Origin of the sequence: Streptomyces zagrosensis (assembly GCF_014203645.1) — a bacterium.
Taxonomy (GTDB): domain Bacteria; phylum Actinomycetota; class Actinomycetes; order Streptomycetales; family Streptomycetaceae; genus Streptomyces; species Streptomyces zagrosensis.
Window position 1 is genome coordinate 181,861 of sequence record NZ_JACHJL010000004.1, and the last position, 18,595, is coordinate 200,455.

11 protein-coding genes are annotated in these 18,595 nt (G+C 70.1%); 3 read left to right on the top strand and 8 right to left on the bottom strand.

Annotated elements, in window-relative coordinates:
• The first annotated feature begins 58 nt into the window (after positions 1-58).
• The 3 genes from FHS42_RS09815 (at position 59) to FHS42_RS09825 (ending at position 2,620) form a co-directional block, all read left to right on the top strand.
• Positions 59-1,456, top strand: coding sequence for an ATP-binding protein (locus FHS42_RS09815; RefSeq protein WP_376772557.1), 1,398 nt, complete (start codon positions 59-61; stop codon positions 1,454-1,456).
• Positions 1,453-1,995, top strand: coding sequence for a hypothetical protein (locus FHS42_RS09820; RefSeq protein ID WP_184571086.1), 543 nt, complete (start codon positions 1,453-1,455; stop codon positions 1,993-1,995). The genes FHS42_RS09815 and FHS42_RS09820 overlap by 4 nt, the downstream gene beginning before the upstream one ends.
• Before the next feature lie 130 nt (positions 1,996-2,125).
• The gene (locus FHS42_RS09825; RefSeq protein ID WP_184571088.1) at positions 2,126-2,620 is read left to right on the top strand and encodes a hypothetical protein; all 495 of its coding nucleotides are present in this window, start codon (positions 2,126-2,128) and stop codon (positions 2,618-2,620) included.
• Positions 2,621-2,848: 228 nt separating this feature from the next.
• On the opposite strand, the gene FHS42_RS38570 is transcribed toward FHS42_RS09825, so the two are convergent.
• The 8 genes from FHS42_RS38570 to gntA form a co-directional block, all read right to left on the bottom strand.
• Positions 2,849-4,177 (bottom strand): helix-turn-helix domain-containing protein, encoded by a 1,329-nt coding sequence (locus tag FHS42_RS38570; protein WP_184571090.1) that lies wholly within the window; start codon positions 4,175-4,177, stop codon positions 2,849-2,851.
• Positions 4,178-4,202: 25 nt separating this feature from the next.
• Positions 4,203-5,204, bottom strand: coding sequence for a 2,3-diaminopropionate biosynthesis protein SbnB (sbnB, locus tag FHS42_RS09835; protein WP_184571092.1), 1,002 nt, complete (start codon positions 5,202-5,204; stop codon positions 4,203-4,205).
• A 220-nt stretch (positions 5,205-5,424) separates the two neighbouring features.
• Complete coding sequence (sbnA, locus tag FHS42_RS09840) at positions 5,425-6,405, bottom strand: 2,3-diaminopropionate biosynthesis protein SbnA (RefSeq protein WP_184571094.1); 981 nt, start codon at positions 6,403-6,405, stop codon at positions 5,425-5,427.
• A 190-nt stretch (positions 6,406-6,595) separates the two neighbouring features.
• A complete protein-coding gene (locus FHS42_RS09845; protein WP_184571095.1) occupies positions 6,596-13,837 on the bottom strand; it encodes a non-ribosomal peptide synthetase in 7,242 nt (2,413 codons plus the stop codon).
• Complete coding sequence (locus FHS42_RS09850) at positions 13,827-15,869, bottom strand: non-ribosomal peptide synthetase (RefSeq protein WP_184571097.1); 2,043 nt, start codon at positions 15,867-15,869, stop codon at positions 13,827-13,829. Before FHS42_RS09850 ends, FHS42_RS09845 begins: the two co-directional genes overlap by 11 nt.
• A gap of 83 nt (positions 15,870-15,952) precedes the next feature.
• Positions 15,953-16,888 (bottom strand): ornithine carbamoyltransferase, encoded by a 936-nt coding sequence (locus tag FHS42_RS09855; RefSeq protein WP_312866806.1) that lies wholly within the window; start codon positions 16,886-16,888, stop codon positions 15,953-15,955.
• A 114-nt stretch (positions 16,889-17,002) separates the two neighbouring features.
• Positions 17,003-17,206, bottom strand: a complete 204-nt coding sequence (locus FHS42_RS09860; protein WP_184571106.1) for an MbtH family protein — start codon at positions 17,204-17,206, stop codon at positions 17,003-17,005.
• Positions 17,207-17,821: 615 nt separating this feature from the next.
• A complete protein-coding gene (gene gntA, locus FHS42_RS09865; RefSeq protein WP_221476303.1) occupies positions 17,822-18,505 on the bottom strand; it encodes a guanitoxin biosynthesis heme-dependent pre-guanitoxin N-hydroxylase GntA in 684 nt (227 codons plus the stop codon).
• Between the last annotated feature and the right edge of the window lie 90 nt (positions 18,506-18,595).

Consider the following 18,595-nt stretch of genomic DNA (forward strand, 5'->3'; position numbering starts at 1 on the left):
CGGGCGCCGGCCCCGTATCCGCGGGCTGCGAAGACTCGGCGGGCTGCGCACCCGGCTCGTGGTCGCCTTCGTGCTGATCGCCCTGGTCAGCGCGGTCACCGCGACCGCGCTCGCCTACCGCGCGTCCCGCACCGCCGTCCTTGAGCGCAAACAGGACGCGGTACGCAACGACTTCAAGTACCGCGTCGAACAGGCCGCCGCGGACTTCGACGTCCCCGCCAACGAGGTCTCCCTCACCCGCTTCGCGACCGGCATCGCGGACGGGCTCGGCGGCCACGCCGTCGTCGTGGCCCAGTACCGTTCCCGTACGGCGTCATCCCACGCGTCCGCCGACCGTACGCGGATCACGCCCGCCCTGCGCGAGGCAGTGCGCACCCGCAACCGCATGAGCTTGCAGCGGGTTGACTGGCACGGCAGCCCCTATCTGGTCGTGGGCACCCCGGTCACCTTCGACTCGGCGGCGCCGTCCGGCCTCGACGTCTTCGCCATCACCTCACTGCGCGCGGAGCGCGAGGACACGGCGGGGGTGCTCGACGCGGTACGCGATGGCATCGTGCCAGTGGTGCTGTTGGCCACCGTCCTCGCGCTCCTTGCCGCCGGCACCGTGCTGCGTCCGGTACGCGAACTGGGGCGGGCCTCTCGGCGGCACGCGGCCGGTGACCTCACGTCCCGGGTCAAAGTGCGGGGACACGATGAACTCGCCGACCTGGCAAGGGACTTCAACAAGACGGCGCAGGCCCTGGAGGCGTCCGTGGCCGAACTGCGCGAGCAGGACGCGCGAGCGAAGCGCTTCGTCGCCGACGTCTCGCACGAACTACGCACCCCGTTGACCGCGATGACCATGGTCGCCACCATCCTCGACGAGGACGCGGAAACGCTGCCACCGGATACCGCCCACGCCGCCCGCACGGTCAGCGCGGAGACCAGCCGACTCACCCGACTCGTGGATGACCTGATAGAGATGTCACGCTTCGACTCAGGAGCGGCCCGACTCAACCTGACCGCCACCGACCTTGCGGAAGCCGTCCGCGCCACGCTGTCCCTACGCGGCTGGAGCGACCAAGCACACTGCCAACTGCCGGACGGGATAAGGGAGTTGGTGGATCGGCGGCGTATCGATGTCATCGTCGCCAACCTCGTGGGCAACGCGCTGCGACACGGAGCCGAACCCGTGACGCTCACGTTGGCCATCGATCCGGCAGGCGACTGGGTGACGATCGAGGTCGCCGACCAAGGTCCCGGACTGCCGCCCGAGGTCCTCGCCCACGTCTTCGACCGCTTCTACAAGGCGGACACCGCGCGTACTCGCTCGGAGGGAAGCGGACTCGGCACCGCCATCGCGCTGGAGAACGCACGACTGCACGGCGGCACCATCGACGCTGTCAACGGACTGCACGGCGGAGCGGTGTTCACGCTGCGGCTGCCCCGGCGGCCCGCTTGCGAGGAGGAGCAATGAAAAGCGCGCGCCAGCCGATGGGAGCCACCCTGACAGCGCTGACGGCCGCGCTGCTCGCTGGCTGCGGAGTGCCCCCCACCGGCGTGCTGGACGGCGGCAAGGCCGCCGATGGGCTGACCAAGGGGCTGCGCCTGTACTTCGTCTCGTCAGCGGGACGCTTGGAGGCCGTCGCGCGCCCCGACATGCCCGCGGACAAGGTCACCGACCCCAACGGCGTCATCAAACTCCTCGTGAGCGGACCGACACCGGCAGAACGCGAATCCGGGCTCACCACCTTGCTGATGCCGCAAATTGGTTACCAGGGCACGGTCAACAGGGCCGGAGCCAAAGACGCAGTGACGGTGCGTGTCCCGTGGGCGGAGGTCTCCACCTCGGGCCTGGGCAACCGGAACCTGGCGGGCCAGTTGGTGTGCAGCATCGCGCGGGCGCGCGCCATGGCCGATGACAGCGGCACGACATGGGCCGACGACATCCCGGTCACGGTGCAGCCGCAGGGCGGACGGTCCGGAACCTATGTGTGCTCGGACTTCCTGACCTGAGGCCACGGCTGCTGGCTCACGGGACGCCGCACGCCACTGCGTAGAGAGGTGCCGTAAGGGCCACCTGCAACACCGGATACGCTGCCCGTCCCCCACACGCCACCGCTCACCACCACCCCTGGGGTCCCCCATGCGTATCCGTACCGCCGCCGCTGCTGCCGTTGCCGCGCTGCTCTGTACGCCGCTCGCCGCGTGCGGCAGCGACAGTGACGGCGACAAGCCCGCGGCCCGCGGCAAGAACAGCAACTCGTCCGCGCCCGGCGGCGCTACGGATGCTGACGATGCCGAGGGTGACACCACCGATGACAGCAACGGCAGCGGTGACGAAAGCGCCGCGCTGAAGCGGAGCGTACGGAGCTACACCAAAGCCCTGTTCGGCGGCGACCCCAACGGGCACGACCTGCTGTCGAAGCGCTGCCAGAGCGAGTTGTCGAAGGAACAGTTCGCGACGATGGCCAAGCAGGCGAAGAACGATTACGGGACGCTCACGATCAAGACCATCAGCGTGGACCAGATCAGCGGCGACATGGCCCGGGTGAGCTACGGCGTCGGAGTGCCGCAGTTCGAACGAAAGGCCCAGCCGTGGACGCGCGAGGGCAGCACGTGGCATTGGGACGCGTGCTGACCTGAGCCCGCCCCGTACGACCAGCCTGACCGACCGACCAACCAACCGACCCGCCCCGCTGGCGCGGCTCCCCTGGCGCGGGGGCGCTGACAAAAGGCGCGTACGGCTTTGGGTCGGGCCCGGCCAATGCCCTCGCACGGCGGCCGTGCTCACTGAGGGCTAGAAATGCACGCGTGCACGTCAGGCCGCGCGTACCTTCCTTGGCCGACACGGCGAACAGTGCCCAGGTCAGGCACCCGCCACCGCATCACCGTGGCTACCGGGGCACCCCGGGCCATCGAAGCGACCGCGGACATCCGCCTGGGCAGGGCCGCCGGGGTCGCGGTCACCGACGGGGTCGCGGTCACCGACGGGACCGTGCGCAGGGGCGGGGCTCGCGGGGGCGCCTTCGTAAGCGCCGTTGTCGTACTCGAATTGGCGCAGGAGGTAGCCGGCGCTCATGCGGTTGCGGGCGCCGAGGCGCTTCATGATCTCGTTGATGTGGCGCTGGCAGGTCCGTACCGACATGCCCATCCGGCGGGCGATGGCCTTGTCGTCCTCGCCCGCGATGAGCAGCCGGATGATGTCGGACTTCATGGCGTCCGACGCGGCGATGGCCTGTTGGCGGCCCAGGGTGGCGGGGAAGGGTGTCGCCTGGGCCCACAGCCGTTCGAAGGTGTTGACCAGGAAGTCCACGGTGCTCGGGTCCCGGACGATCACCGCGCCGCAGGGGTCGCCGCGCAGCGGGATGACGGCGATGTCGCGGTCGAAGATCATGGCCCGGCCGAATCGGTCACCCAGCGTCCTGGCCTGCGCCCCAAGGTCGGTCAATCGCTCGACGCGGGCGACCGTCGCGGGGCTGAACTGCGCGGTGTGCTGGTAGAGCGTACGCAGGTGCGGGCCGCCGCCCCTGGCGAGTGCCGGCTCGGCGCGCTCAAGTGGCTCCCAGCGGGTGTCCTGCGGGCTACCGCCGCCAGGCCTGGCAGTGAGGATTTCGTGTGTCGCGCCCGCCACCAGGTCGTCCACACACGCCCGTACGGTGCCGAGCCCGGTGATGATCTCGGTGCTCTCCCCGCGCAGCCGGTGCACGACCCCGTCGTGGTACAGGTCCGACAGGGACGACAACTCGCCCCGTACGTGCGCCAGCGCCTCTTGGAGTTCCGCGACCTTCCGGGCGGCGGGCTTGAGTACGTGTAGTTCTGCGCTGTCGGGAGAGACGGCGGTCAGCTTGGTCGCATCGCCCTGCGCCGGTCGCAGCAGCCGTAGCCGCAGTAGCACCTGTACGGAGCTCACGACGTCGTCCTCCGAACGACCGGTGAGGTGGACGAGTTCGGGCAGGGCGATGCTGGTGGTGCGCGTTGCGTGCTCGTAGACCTCCAGGACACCCGGCTCCAGGGGCGCGAGGGCCGCGAGTTGCTGAATGTCCATCTCGGGCGACACCTGCTGGTCCGTTGGCACTCGTCCGCGCCGCGGCACGGCGCCGATACCGGGCGCCGGGGCCGAGCGTGGGACGAACGCATTCGCCGCCACGCCCGACCCGGGGGCCGTTACATCGATGTCATGAGGAGAGGTCGTCACCCCTGTGCCTCCTGCCGCTGATGGGCTACCAGCGCTTGGTTTCGCCGATGAAGTCCGGGATGTCGATGGCGCTGCCCTGCCGCTTCGCCTCGTGGAGGACGTGGTGGCCAACGGCGAGATCGAGGATGCCAAGGCCGAACGGGGAGAAGACGGTCGGCTTGTCGGGGTCGATGGTGACATCGCCCTGGAGCAGGGCGCCCAGGGTGCCGGTGATGAACTCGCGGCCACCGGTGAGCTGTTCGGCCAGGTGGGGGGACGTTTGGGCCTTGAGGCAGTGATCCACGTCGTCCACGATGTTGTTGCTGCCCAGGAGGAGTTCTGGGGCGATGTCACGCAGGGACACGTTCAAGAGGACCTGTCCGGGGCGCAGCGCGGTGTCCGCGGGCACGTATGGGGCGGCGGCCGTGGTCGCGAAGACCACCAGGTCCCTGTCGAGGGCGTCGTCCAGGGTGCCGATGCTGACCGGGACGCCGAAGCGCGCGGCGGCGTGCTCGCTCAGGTGACCCGCGCTGGTGGCGTCTAGGTCGTGCACCAGCACCTCGGCGACCTGTACGCCGCCCGCGTGCAGATAGTCGATGATCGTGCGGGCGATAACGCCCGCGCCCACGACCGCGAGCCGCACCGGCTCGGTGCCGGTGATCAGCTCGGAGGCCGCGACGGCAGCGGAGGCTGCGGTGCGTACCGCGCTGATGCCCGCGGCCTCAAGGCAGGCCAGCGGGTAGCCGGTGGCGTAGTCGTTGAGCAGCAGCGTTGCCGAGGCGCGCGGCAGTCCCTCCTTGATGTTGTCGGGGAAGCTGGCGATCCACTTCATGCCGATGGTGTCCACCTCGCCGCCGAGGTAGGAGGGCAGCGCGATGACCCGCGCGTTGGGCTTGTCGGGGAAGCGCAGGAAGTAGCTGTCGGGGTTGACCGAAAGTCCCTGCTCGTGGGCGACGTAGGTCTCGGCGACGATGCGCAGGACGTCCTTGTGCGCTCCGGCCAGGACGGTGGACACGGCCGCACCGGGGACGACGAAGAAGTGGGACATGGGCGTTTCCTTTTCGGGCTTTCGGGCTTTCGGGCTGTGTGGAGTACAGGCTGTTTGCGGTACGGGCTGGTCTGGGTGGTTCGGCTGGTGAGAGTTCGGCTGGTCGGGGGGCAGGCTTGACGCGGTGCGGGCCTTGGAGCTTGGCTGATCGGGGCTCGGGCTGATCGGGGCTCGGGCTTGATCAAGGATTGGCCTCGGCGGCGCTCGGGCCCGTGGAGGCTTAGGTGGTGGCGATGGGGCCGAGGCCGGCCAGTTCGGGGACGTCGGTGTAGCGCTCGGCGACCCAGGTGTCGGAGTAGACGGTGTCCACGTACTTGTCGCCCAGGTCCGGCGAGATGACGGCTACCCGGGACCCTTCGGGCAGCGTCGGGGCGAACTGCTGCACGGCGGCGAGTACGGTGCCGGTCGAGCCACCGACCAGCAGCCCGTACCGCTCGGCGACCCGGCGGCACATCGCCACCGTGTCGGCCTCCGCGATGAGGGTCTTTTCGAAGCGGCCGGTGTCGGCGAAGAGTTCGGGCCGCCGGCTGGCACCGAGGCCGGGGATGAAGCGGGGGGCCGCTGGCATACCGAAGGTGACCGAGCCCACCGAGTCCACGGCGACGACGCGGGTGGTCGGGCTGTGTTCGGCGAAATACTCGACGCAGCCCATCAGGGTGCCGGTGGTGCCGACGCCGACGAACAGCGCATCCACGGTGCCGAGCCCCTCGTGGATGGCGGCGGCGGTCCGGTCGCGGTGGGCCCGCACCCCGGCGGGGTTGGCGTACTGGTTGAGCCACACCAGGTCCGGGTCCTGGGCAAGGCGCTGGTGAATGTAGTTGATCCGGGTGTGCAGGAAGCCGCCCTGCGCGTCCCGGGTCGTCACCACCACCACATCGGTGCCCAGGCTCTCCATCACGCGGATGGAGTGCCGGGCGGCATTGGGGTCGGTGACCACGGTGAGCGCGTAACCCTTCGCCGTGCACGCCACCGACAGGGCGACGCCGAGGTTGCCCGACGATGACTCGATGATGCGGGAGCCGGGATGCAGCGAGCCTGCTCGCTCCAGCGACTCGATCAGGGCGACGGCGGTCTTGAGCTTGACCGACCCCGCGGGGTTGAGGCCCTCCAGCTTGAGAAATACCTCGCTGGTAGCGAGGAAGCCGGGCAGGCGGAGGAAGACGTCGTCCATGACGACATCGGAGGCTCTTTCGAAGATCATGTCTGTCCTTCTGCCTGGCCCGCGAGATCGTCGCGGGACCAGGCCGGTCCACACCTGACAGCTCGGTTGATGGGCGTGACGGACGTGCTCGGTTGGCCCGGCCCCCAGGAAGCGGGCGCCAGCGGCGGATGGCGTCTGCTCCCCGGCGAGCCGCTTTCACGTGGTCGGGGCAGCGGTTATCGGAGCTTCCCTATGGGCGCCGGGGCGCGGCACCCTCCACCGTGCTGAGGTGCTTTTCGATGACGGCCGCGATCTCGGCGAGCGGCCCGGGGGCGGTCATGTGCAGGTGGTGGCAATCGACCACGTGGTCCAGGACCCGGCCGGTGACGTACGGCTTCCACAGCCCGGCCAGCGAGCCTTCCTGTGGCATGTCGCGCCCGGCCGTGAAGAACAGCAGATCGCCGTCGTACGGGCGGGCCGGTGGCTCCGCGCCGATGCCTGCCTCATTGCGGAAGGTGGTGTACACCGCTCGCAGCGTGTCCGCTTCCAGGGCGGCCAGGGGGGAGCCCGCGGCGGCGAGCGCCCTGGCCGCGGGGGTGCCGCCGTCGCCGATGGCCTCCCGCAGCGCGTCGAGGGTCAGCGGCTGGTCCCCCAGCGCGCTGCGGTCAAGACCTGCCTCGTGCACCAGGTGTGCGACGAACTCTTCCTCGTCGGGCAGCGCCCCGGGCTCGTCGGCGTACGGCTCCGCGTCCAAGATCGCCACCAGGGCGACCTGTTGGCCGAGTTGGCGCAGGTGCACCGCGACCTCGTGGGCGATCCGGCCGCCCCAGGACCAGCCGAGCAGGTGGTACGGGCCATCTGGTTGGACCGTACGGATCTGCTCGGCGTAGTCGGCGGCCATCTCGGCCGTGGTGGCGGGCGCCAGGTCGGGGCGGGTCAGGCTTGCGGCCTGGAGTCCGTAGAGGGGCTGTTCGGCGTCGAGCAGGCCGACCAACCGGGCGTAGGGCCAGGCCAGGCCGCTGGCCGGGTGGATGCAGAACAGCGGGGGCCGGCTGCCGGTGCGGCGCAGCGGCAGCAGTACGCCGAGGCCGGCCGCGCGGTCGTCGGTGCCCAGGCACACGGCGAGGCCCGCGACGGTGGGCGCCTCGAACAGCAGCCGCACCGGGAGGCGTACGCCCAGGGCCGCGCGCACCCGGGCGGCGAGTCGGGTGGCGAGCAGGGAGTGGCCGCCGAGGTCGAAGAAGTCGTCGTCCACGCCGACCGATGGCACGCCGAGCACCTCGGCGAAGATGGCGCACAGCGCCTTCTCGCGCTCGGTGGCGGGGGCGCGTCCGGTGCCGGCGGCAGGCAGGTCTGGCTCGGGCAGTTGCTTGCGGTCCACCTTGCCGTTGTCGCTCAGTGGCAGGGCCGCCAGCGAGATGAGCACGGAGGGGATCATGGCGGTGGTGAGGGCGCCGGTGATGCCGGCGCGGACCGTGTCCGGTGCGGCGTCGCCGGTGTAGTAGCCGATCAGTCGGTGGTGCCCGGCGGGTTCGGTGCGGACGGTGACGACGGCATCGCGTACGCCATCGGTGGCGCGCAACGCGCTTTCCACCTCGGCGAGTTCGATGCGCTGGCCGCGGATCTTGACCTGGTGGTCGTTGCGGCCCAGGAACTCCAGGTGCCCGCCTGGCCGATAGCGCACCTGGTCACCGGTTCGGTACAGCCGCGCACCGCGCTGTCCGGAGAAGGGATCGGGGAGGAAGGCGTCGGCCGTCTTGGCCGGGTCGCCGATGTAGCCGTAGCCGACGCCGGTGCCGCCGACGTACAACTCGCCCACCGCGCCGAGCGCGACCGGACGGAGGTGCGGGTCCAGGACGTAGAGCTGGGTGTTGCGGATGACGCGGCCGATCGGCACTCGCTGCCCGGTGGTCAGCGGCGTGTCCGCCGTCAGCCAGGCGTGGGTGACGTCATCCGAGCACTCGGTGGGCCCGTACGCGTTGATGAGCGGGATGCCGGGGAAGCGTTCGAACCAGCGTACGCACAGGTCAGGCGCCAGGGCCTCACCCGTCACCATCAACCAGCGCAGGTGCGGTAGTTGGGGTGTGTCGCCGGTGAGGTCCCAGCCGTCCAGGGCGGTGCGCAGCAGTGCGGGCACCACCTCGACGCCGGTGATCTGTTCGTCGGCGACCTGGCCGAAGAGTTGGTCCGGGTCGGCCACCAGGTCGTCACCGGCGATGCGGGTGCGCCCGCCGACGACGAGTGCGGTGAGCATCTGCCAGACGGAGATGTCGAAGCTCAGGGGCGCGTTTTGCAGCACGCTGTCGGACGCGGTGAGCGTGAGGTCTTCGACCTTGGCGAGTAGGTGGTTGTTCATTCCGCGGCGGTGCACCATCGCGCCCTTGGGGCGGCCGGTGGTGCCGGAGGTGAACAGGATGTACGCGAGGTCGTCGGGGGTGCCCACGGGCTGGGCCAGTGCGCCCGGCGCATCGCAGCTCGTGTCGAACTCAAGGACCGGTATGTCCCCACCCGCCGCCGCGGCCAACTCTTCGGCGGCAGCCGCGTGTGCGGGGTCGGTGAGCACGGCGCGCGCGCCGCTGCGGGCGAGCATGTCGGCGTTGCGTGCGGCCGGTCCTGTGGGGTCAAGCGGGAGGTAGGCGGCGCCGGCGCCCAGGATGCCGAGGAGGGCGGTGGGCACGGCGGCCGAGCGCTTGGCGAACACGGCCACCACGGCGTTCGGCCCGGCTCCGGCCGAGGTCAGTCGGCGCGTGAGCGCGGACGCCCGGCCGGCCAGCGTGGCGTAGTCCGTCTCGCCCTGGTCGTCCACGAGGGCGATGGCCTGTGGCGTGTCGGCGGCGAACTGCTGGATGCGGGCCACCACGTCGATCAGGTCGGTGGGCCGCTCGCTGCGGTTGAACTCGCGCAGCAACTCGTCGCGTTCGGCGGCTGCGAGTACGTCGATCTCGCCGATCGGGATCGACGGATGGGCAGCAATGTGCCGCAGCACCCGCAGCAGGCGCTCCACGAGGGCGCGTGCGGTGGGCGGGTCGAAGAGTTCGGTGCTGTAGTCCAGCCTGCCGGTCATCCCGGCCGGGCTCGCCGCATGGGTGGTGGCGCTGAGCTCGAAGGAGAGGTCAAAAGGGACGGCGGCGGCACCGACCGGTGTGACGGCGGCGGTGAGGCCAGGGAACGCGAGTTCTTCATCGGCGTTTTCTTGGACGCCCAACTCCACCTGGAACAGCGGGTTGCGGCCGGCCACGCGCGCCGGGTTGAGCACCTCCACCAGCCGTTCGAAGGGCACGTCCTGGTGCGCGTACGCCGCGAGGTCGCTTTGCCGTACTCGCTCAAGGAGCTCGCCGAAGGCCGGATCGCCGCTGACGTCGGTGCGGAGCACCAGCGAGTTGACGAAGAAGCCGACGAGGTCGTCCAGGGCCGTATCGGCGCGGCCTGCTACCGGTGTGCCGATGGGGATGTCGGTGCCGGCGCCGAGCCGGTGCAGCAGGGCCGCCAGCGCGGCCTGCACGACCATGAACAAGCTGGCCTGCCGCTGGCCTGCGAGCTGGGTGAGGGCCGCGTGTAGGTCGGCGTCCACCGTGAACAGTTCGACTCCGCCACGGTTGCCGCTGGTCGCCGGGCGCGGGCGGTCGGTGGGCAGGGCCAGTTCGCCGGGCAGGTCGGCCAGGGCGCTCTTCCAGTGGGTGAGCTGCTGGGTGATGAGGCTGCCGGGGTCGTCTTCGGAGCCGATGCGTGTCCGCTGCCAGGCGGCGTAGTCGGCGTACTGGACGGGCAGCGGCTGCCAGTCGGGCGCCGCCTGCCGTAGCCGTGCCGCGTACGCCTGTGACAGGTCTCGGGTCAGCGGGCCCATCGACCAGCCGTCGGCCGCGATGTGGTGCACGACCAGGAGCAACACGTGGGCGCGCTCCGCCAAGGTGAACAGCGTGGCACGTAGCGGAGGTTGGGAACGCAGGTCGAAGGGTTGGAAGGTAGCGGCGACCGCCGCGTCGGCCAACTCTGCCTCGGTGGTCGGCACGATCGAGAGTTGCGGGGTTGCCTCGTGGATGGGCAGCACCACCTGGTGCGGCTCGCCGTCGTGCTCGGGGTAAACGGTGCGCAGCACCTCGTGCCGCTCCACCACGTCCGAAAGGGCGCGGCCCAGCGCCTCCCGGTCGAGGTCGCCGTCCAGCCGGATGGCCAGGGGGATCTTGTACGGGGAGTGTTCGGGGTCCATGGTGTCCAAGAACCACAGCCGGCGCTGGCCGAACGAGGCCGGTACGATGGCGCCGCGGGGCATGGGCCGTAGGGCAGGGCCCGCGCTCGGGGCGTCGCCCAGTTGTCCGGCGAGGTCGGCGACGGTCGGTGTGTCGAAGATGGCTCGGACCGGGAGTTCGGCGTCCAAGACGGTGCGTACCCGCGAGGCAAGGCGCATGGCGAGCAGCGAGTTGCCGCCCAGGTCGAAGAAGCTGTCGTCGATGCCGATGCGCTCTCCGCCGAGGGTTTCGGTGAACAGGCCGCACAGCGTCTCTTCCAACGCGGTGCGTGGCGCCCGGCTGGTGGCGAGTCCGGAGAGTTCGGGCGCCGGCAAGCTGTTGCGGTCCAGCTTGCCGTTGGGGGTCAGCGGGAGCCCGTCAAGCACCACGACGGCGACCGGGACCATATAGTCGGGCAGCCGCTCGGCGGCGTGCCTGCGCAGCGCCGCGGGGAACTCTCCGGCCCCCAGCGTCGGGGCCACACCCGCCTGTTCGGTGGGCACCACATAGGCGATGAGTTGCTTGCCGCCACCCGCACCGCCACCACCCGCACTGCCGCCACCCGCGCTGTCACGGGCCAGTATCGCGGCCTGCGCCACGTCGGCATGGCTGTGCAGTACGGCCTCGATCTCGCCGAGTTCGACCCGAAAGCCGCGGATCTTGACCTGCTCGTCGGCGCGCCCGATGTACTCAAGGTCGCCGCTGGCCAGCCAGCGCACCAGGTCGCCGGTGCGGTACATCCGCTCGCCCGTCCCGAAGGGGCATGGCAGGTAGCGGTCGGCGGTCAGCCCCGGGCGGCCGAGGTAGCCGCGGGAGACGCCGGCGCCGGCGACGTACAGTTCGCCGACGACGCCAACGGGGGTGGGCGCGTAGTCGCCGTCCAGGACGTATACGCGGCCGTTCCACACCGGGCGGCCGATGTTTTGCCCGCTGGTGCCGCGCATGTGCTGCGGGCTGGTGGCGTCGGCGGTGCACTCGGTTGGCCCGTAGCAGTTGTACGTCTCAAGGCCGGGGACCGCATCGACCTCGGCGAGTAGCGCCTCGCTGATCGCTTCGCCGCCCATCACGAGCACAGCGGGATGGCGGCCGTCGAGGAGCCCGGCCAGCAGCAGTTGCTCGGCGAAGGACGGGGTGACGTCCACGATGTCGATGCGCTGCTCGCGGGTGAAGCGTACGAATGCGGCCGGGTCGTATCGGCATTCGTCATCGACCAGGTGCAGTTCGTGCCCGTCGAGCATCCACATCATGCCCGCCACCGACGCGTCGAAGGAGATCGACGCGGCCAGCGCCATCCGCAGCCGCTCGGCGCCGGCCCGGCGTGCGGCGGGGCGGAAGTAGTCGCTGCGGTGGTTGTGGAAGAGGTTGACGGCGTTGCGGTGCTCGATCACCACGCCCTTGGGGGTGCCGGTCGAGCCGGAGGTGTAGATCACGTACGCGGCGTGCGCCGGCTCCAGCGGTGTGGTGCGGTCGGCGTTGGTGAGGTTCGCGCCGGATTGCCCGGCGGCCTCTTCCGCGATGCCGGGGTCGTCAAGAAGTAGCGTGCCGGTGCCCGCCGGGAGCGCGGCGGCGTCCTGGCTGGTGGTGACCACGAGGACCGGCGCGGCGTCGGTGACCAGGTGGGCGATGCGCGAGGTGGGGTACTCGGGGTCGATGGGCACATAGGCGGCGCCCGTCTTTTGGATGGCGAGCACCGCGGGCATCATCGCGGCCGAGTGCCGCAGCGACAGGCCCACCAGGCATTCGGGTCCAGCTCCGCGGGCGATGAGCACCCGGGCCAGCCGGTTGGCCCGCTCGTTGAGCTCGGCGAAGGTCAGCGCCTGGCCTAAGAACACCGCGGCGACCGCGTCCGGCGTGCGCGCCACCTGCTCCTCGAACAGTTCGGGCAGCGTCACCGGGGGCACCGGGTGGGTGGTGTCGTTCCACTCGACCAGGAGGCGTTGCCGCTCGGTCGGGCCCAGCAGATCGACCGCGGACAGCGGCTGGTCGGGGTCGGCGGCGAACGCGGTCAGCAGCCGCACCAGCCAGCTAAGGATGCGGTCCGCGCTCTCCGCGTCGAGCACATCGCTCTGGTGGTCAAGGCGTAGCCGCAGGTCGGGGCCCGGCAGGACGGTCAGGCCGAGCGGGTAGTGCGTGGCGTCTATGTCGTACGCGTCGATGATGCGCGGTTGCGCGGTGTCGTCGGTGGGCCGCTCCGGGTAGTTCTGGAACACCATCAAGGTGTCGAACAGCGGCCCGGAGCCGGCTAGTTGCTGAATTTCGGTGAGCCCCAGGTTGTGGTGCGGCAGCAGTCGGGCCTGCTCGTGTTGGAGGGTGCTGAGCAGCGTGGCGAGCGAGGCCCGGGAGGTGACGCGCAGCCGCGCCGGGACGGTGTTGATGAGCAGCCCGATGATCCGGTCCACGCCGGGGACCTCGGCGGGGCGGCTGGAGACGGTGACGCCGAAGACCACGTCGTCGCGGCCGGTGAGGCGGGCGATGGCCAGCGCCCAGGCGCCTTGGACCACGGTGTTCAAGGTGAGCAGGCTGCTGCGGGCCCGCGCGGTCAGGGCCGCGGTGACCTCCTCGCCAAGCCCGACCTCCACCGTGCGTGGCTGCGCTGCCGCCGCCTGCCCGGTGGCGTCCGGGGCGACCAGCGTGGGCCCGTCGAGACCGGCGAGCGCCTCGCGCCACGCCTCGCGCCCCGCGGCCCGATCCTGGTTGCCCAGCCATTCCAGGTAGCTCTTGTACGGGACGACATCGGGCAGGCCGGTACTGGCGCCGCGCTGCCGGTAGAGGGTCAGCAACTCGTCCACCAGCGGGGGGATGGACCAGCCGTCGAGCAGGATGTGGTGGTGGGTCATCACCAGCCGCCAGCGCGTGGCGGTGCGTCGGATCAGCGTGAAGCGCAGCAGCGGCGGCTTGGCCAGGTCGAACGGGACCGCCTGGTCGGCGGCCATCAGCCGGGTGAGCTCGGCGTCGCGCTCGGGCTCTGCGAGGCCGGACAGGTCGTATTCGTGGAGCGGTACCTGCACGGTGGCGGGGATGAGCTGGGCGGGCGTGCCCTGCTTCTTGGCCATGCGGAAGCACGCACGCAAGGGGGCGTGACGCTCCGTCAGAGCGCGGATGGCGTGCCGCAGGGACTCCGCCTCGACGTGCCCTTCGAGCTCGATCACCATTTGCGGCATGTAGATGCCGGCGGCCTGCTCGTCGTACAGCGAGAGGAACAGCATCCCCTCCTGCAAGGGCGACAGCGGCCAAATGTCGCTCAGCCCCCGGCTGTCAGAACTCATTCGCCCATTCCCCCGTGAGATCGTCGATGTCTTCCTGGCTCAGCGCCAGCAGCCCCGGGCCGGACGGTGCGCCCCGGCCATCGGCCGCTGGCTGCGGCGTGCCGACCGGTGGCGTCGCGGGCACCGGCTCCAAGACCTCGGCCAGGGCCGCGACCCGTTGCAGGGCGAACACGTCCTTCGGCGCGAGCAGCCAGCCCGCCTCGCGGACGCGGGCCGCGAGGCGGATGGCCAGCACGCTGTCCCCGCCAAGGTCGAAGAACGCGTCATCGGGCCCGACCCGGTCGATGCCGAGCACGTCGGCGAACAGCGCGCACAGCAACTCTTCGTGTGGGCCGCGTGGTGCGCGGGAGGTGGCTGCGCTGGAGAGTTCGGGGGCTGGGAGGCTGCCGCGGTCCAGCTTGCCGTTGCGGTTGAGCGGAAATGCGTCAAGCAGCACGATCGCGCTGGGCACCAGATAATCGGGCAGCCGCTCGGTCACATAGCGGCGCAGCGCGGCCGGGTCAGGCGCGGCTCCTTCGACGGGCACGGCATAGGCGACCAGGCGTTTGCTGCCCGGCCGGTCCTCGCGGGCCAAGGCCACGCTGTCCGCGATGTCGGGGTGCCCGCTCAGGGCGGCTTCGACCTCGGCTGGCTCGATACGAAAGCCGCGGATCTTCACCTGCTGGTCCACCCGGCCGCGGAACTCCAGGTTGCCGTCCGGCCGCCACAAGACCAGGTCGCCGGTGCGGTACATCCGCTGCCCCGGGCTGCCGAACGGGCAGGGTAGGAACCGTTCGGCGGTCAGCCCCGGCTGCCGCAGGTATCCGCGGGCGAGTCCGGCGCCGGCGATGAACAGCTCGCCCTCGCAGCCCGTGGGCACCGGCCGCAGGTCGGCGTCCAGCACGTACACCTGGGTGTTGAGCACGGGTCGGCCGATCGGCGGTACGTCACTGCCCGCGGTGCCCGCGGTGACTTCGGCCGCCACGGCGTCCACGGTCGCCTCGGTCGGCCCGTACGCGTTGAACATCCGCCGCCCCGGCGCCCACTGGGCGACGACCGCGCCCGAGAGCACATCGCCGGCGGTCGCGATGGTGCGCAAGGTGCGGTACTTGGCGGGCGGCAGGGCCGCGAGGACCTGGGGCGGGATGGTCACATGGGAGACGCCCGTCCGGTCGATGAGCGCGCCGAGCTCCTGCCCTGACAGGCAGTCTTGGGGGCGAATGATCAGGGCCGCGCCGGAGCACAGCGCCATCAGCAGATCACCGACCGAGCAGTCGAAGTTGAAGGAGGCGAACTGGAGCACGCTGTCGCCCTCGGTGATGGCGAACCGTTCGATGTGGTCAACCGCCAGGCTGGCCAACCCGCCGTGCGTCACCACCACGCCCTTGGGCGCGCCGGTTGACCCGGAGGTGTGAATGACGTAGGCAGCGTTGCCGGGGTCGAGCGGGGCCACTCGCTCCGCATCCGTCAGATCCTGCTCCGGCTGCCCGGCGATCTGCTCGGCAACGGCCGGGGCGTCAAGGACGAGCCGCTCGGTTTGCGCCGGCAACACCGGGGCAACCGCTTCGGTGGTGAGCACCAGGAGCGGTGCGGCTGAGGACAGGAGTGCCGCGATACGGGGCGCCGGATACTCCGTATCGATGGGGACCCAGGCCGCACCGGACTTGACCACGGCCAACAACGCCACCAGCGTCTCGGCCGAGCGCGGCAGCGCCACGCCCACCAGGTCCTCCGGGCCGGCGCCGCGCGCCACCAACGTCCGGGCCAACTGGTTAGCACGGCCGTTTAGTTCACGATAAGTCAGGGCGGTGCGGTCATAGATGACGGCCGTGTGGTCGGGTGTTCGCCGAGTCTGTGTCTCCATCAGCTCGGGAAGCGTGGCCGTCAGCCCGTCACGGACCGTGTTGTTCACCGTGGTGTTCACCGTGTTGTTCCAAGCCACCCAAGCCGCTTCGGACTCGGTGGCGGGCAGCGGATTCACGTGAATCGAGTCTCCCGCGTCGATGTGTTCAAGCTCCAGGCGCCTGTCCGTGGGCAGCGGGGCAGCGGTCACCGCACGGCGGACCCGTCCCTGCGGCGGGGCGCCTTACCGGCACCTCGCGCGCCGCCGCCTCAGCGGTCAGCGAACGCCGGCTTTCACCGCTTCGCTGCGCACCATTCCAAGACGGCCATCGCCGCGTACATCTTGTTCTCCGACTGGTCGAACGCCAGGCTGTGCGGGCCGTCCAGAACCTCTGCGGTGACGTCCTCGCCGCGGTGCGCCGGCAGGTCGTGCAGGAACACGGCGTCGGGGCTTTTGTCCCACAGCGCCGTCGTCACCTGGAACGGGGCGAAGATGTCACGCCAGTTGGGGTCGGGCTTGTTGGTGCCCGTCGTCTGCCACCGGGTCGTGTAGATGACGTCGAAGCCCGCCGGCGCGCTGTCCATGGAGTGCACCTGCGTCACACTCGCCCCGCTGGTGCGCGCGTTGAGCTGCGCCTGGCGCAGCGTCGCGGGCTCCAGGCCGTAACCGGTCGGGGTCCGCAGCTCCAGGTGGACTTCGCGGTAGCGGCTGAGCGTCAGCGCCAGCGCGGCGGCGGAGTTGTTGCCCTCCCCCACGTAACACACGCGCAGGCCCTCGATCTTGCCGAAGTGGCTGAGCAGCGTGGTCAGATCGGCGATCGCCTGGGTGGGGTGCTCGTCGGCCGTCATCGCGTTGACCACGGCCATCCGCTGCTGGCGGGCGAAGGCCCGCAGCTCGGCCGGGTCGCCCGCGGTACGCACCACGAGCAGGTCCAGCATCCGGGACAGGACCTCAGCGGTGTCCTCCAACGTCTCACCGGTATTGGTCTGCAAGTCGCCGGGGCCAAAGGAGATGAGTTGGGCGCCCAGTCGCAAAGCGGCAGCCGAGAAGGACGTACGGGTTCGGGTGGACGTCTTCAGGAAGTGAATGCCTGCGACCAAGCCCGCGAGCTGGTCGCCCGAGCGCACGGCCTTGCCCGAGAACTCGGCACCCCTTTCGACCAACGCGTACAGCTCGTCATCGGTCAGATCCTTGGTGGAAATCAGGTGTCGCACCGTGGCGTTGCTCACTGTCTGCCTTTCACGACGCGCCAGTTGTGTGGTCCGGCCCGTCACTCAGATCGCTATCGACTGTCCGCTACGTCCGGTGGGCCGCTGTGGCGGTGTCGGGCGTACGGTGCGAGGTCAGGAGGCGGTGGTCGCGGCGCGGCGGCGCAAGCTGGCGGGCCGCATATCGGTCCACACGGCATCGATGTGGGTCAGACACTGCTGCTTGAGACCCTCGAAGCCTTCGGCGCGCCACCCCGCCGGAAGGTCGGCGTTCGTGGGCCAGACCGAATACTGCTCTTCGTCGTTGATCACCACGCGAAAGCGCCGGTCGTCACTCATAAGCTCCCCCGAGCAGAAGGCGGGTTCTCCTGTGGAGAACACTCCGTCATCCAGTCATGCACTAGTCATGTACCGGTCATGCGACAACACCGGGCGGTCGCCGGTGTCTTGTGTACTGGTGTTGTATACGTTCGAGCCTGCGGCGATTCCGTCGCCGCCTCGGCCGCACTGGACCCTGCCATGAGTCGAGGCCCGCCGCCACCCCTATATTCACGCTGGTGATCGCCGTGAAGGAGGAGGCGCGACGGTGAAAACTATCGCCCCGACACCGTCGATGTCGTAGCGGCAGGTTGCCATCGAGTTACTCCATGCAGGTATGACCAAGATCACATGTCTCGCTATGTGATCGGTCAAGGGACCTCCCCTAGTGGCCAGTTCGGCGCCCTTGCCCCTGCTTACTGGCTCGCGCCTCTGCCCGAATCACACCTCCCCACGCCCGTCTGGAGCGCTTTTCCCACCACTTCGGTCACGGCAGAGGAGGCCTGCCTTTCGGCTGAAAAGAAACGGCCGACGCGCGCCCCCCACAAAGGCACTCGTGGTAGCTCCGCCACACCCACCGCGCGGCGACGCCGAGCGGGCAGCTCAGCGACGCCGATCGGCGCCCCAAGGGGCCGCTCAACGGGCCTCGGGCTGCGGGTGGAAGGGGCAGCTCCAGTCCGGTTCGGCCGCACGCCCCGAATACTGCCGCGCCTCCGATACCTGGCCGAACTCCCCCAAGTTCGGGTTGATGCCCTCCTGCAACCGGACCTCACGCTCCCGTATCCGGCGTTGCAGCCCCCCGTACACACCGGTCTTCTTCAACCGCTCAAACTGGTGGTGAGAGTTGAAGGCCAGGGCCGTCAGCGGGGACCGGCGGGTGATCCGTGAGGCCTGGTCGTGCAGACCGACCACGAAGAACGGGTGACCCGCGACGCTGTAAGCGAACCGCGGGGAGTTCGGGTCCCGGTCCGCCTCCGGAGCCCACGCGTACCGCTGACTGTCCCACGCGTGAAGATCCGCGAGCTGCTGCCACAGGGCGGACTCGAACTGCTCCTCGGTGAGCCCCGTGGGGCCATCGAAGACGGTGATGAAGGTGGCGAAGTCCTCTTGCGGACTGAGTCCTTCCGCGACGAACTTCTCCAACTCCCCATGCAGGGCCACGGTGGTCTCCTGCTCACCCAGCGGGCCAAGCACCGCGTAGGTGATCAAATCCCTGCGCAGCGACGCCTTGCCCGCCAGGCAACTGAAGCTGTCGCCCTTGATCCACTCGCCGATCAGCGAACGGACCGCGGCCTCCCGTTGGTCGAGATACTCGGACACGCCTTCTCCCCCCGCGACGAAGCACCGATGATGTATGCGGCCATGGTGTGCGCACCGCATCGCAAGTCCGCGCGTACGCACTCCTCGTGA

Excerpts from the sequence above, each read along its gene's own strand:
- FHS42_RS09820 (WP_184571086.1), top strand. The coding sequence starts at position 1,453 with ATGAAAAGCGCGCGCCAGCCGATGGGAGCCACCCTGACAGCGCTGACG.
- FHS42_RS09845 (WP_184571095.1), bottom strand. The coding sequence starts at position 13,837 with ATGAGTTCTGACAGCCGGGGGCTGAGCGACATTTGGCCGCTGTCGCCC.
- sbnA (WP_184571094.1), bottom strand. The coding sequence starts at position 6,405 with ATGATCTTCGAAAGAGCCTCCGATGTCGTCATGGACGACGTCTTCCTC.
- sbnB (WP_184571092.1), bottom strand. The coding sequence starts at position 5,204 with ATGTCCCACTTCTTCGTCGTCCCCGGTGCGGCCGTGTCCACCGTCCTG.
- FHS42_RS09860 (WP_184571106.1), bottom strand. The coding sequence starts at position 17,206 with ATGAGTGACGACCGGCGCTTTCGCGTGGTGATCAACGACGAAGAGCAG.
- FHS42_RS09825 (WP_184571088.1), top strand. The coding sequence starts at position 2,126 with ATGCGTATCCGTACCGCCGCCGCTGCTGCCGTTGCCGCGCTGCTCTGT.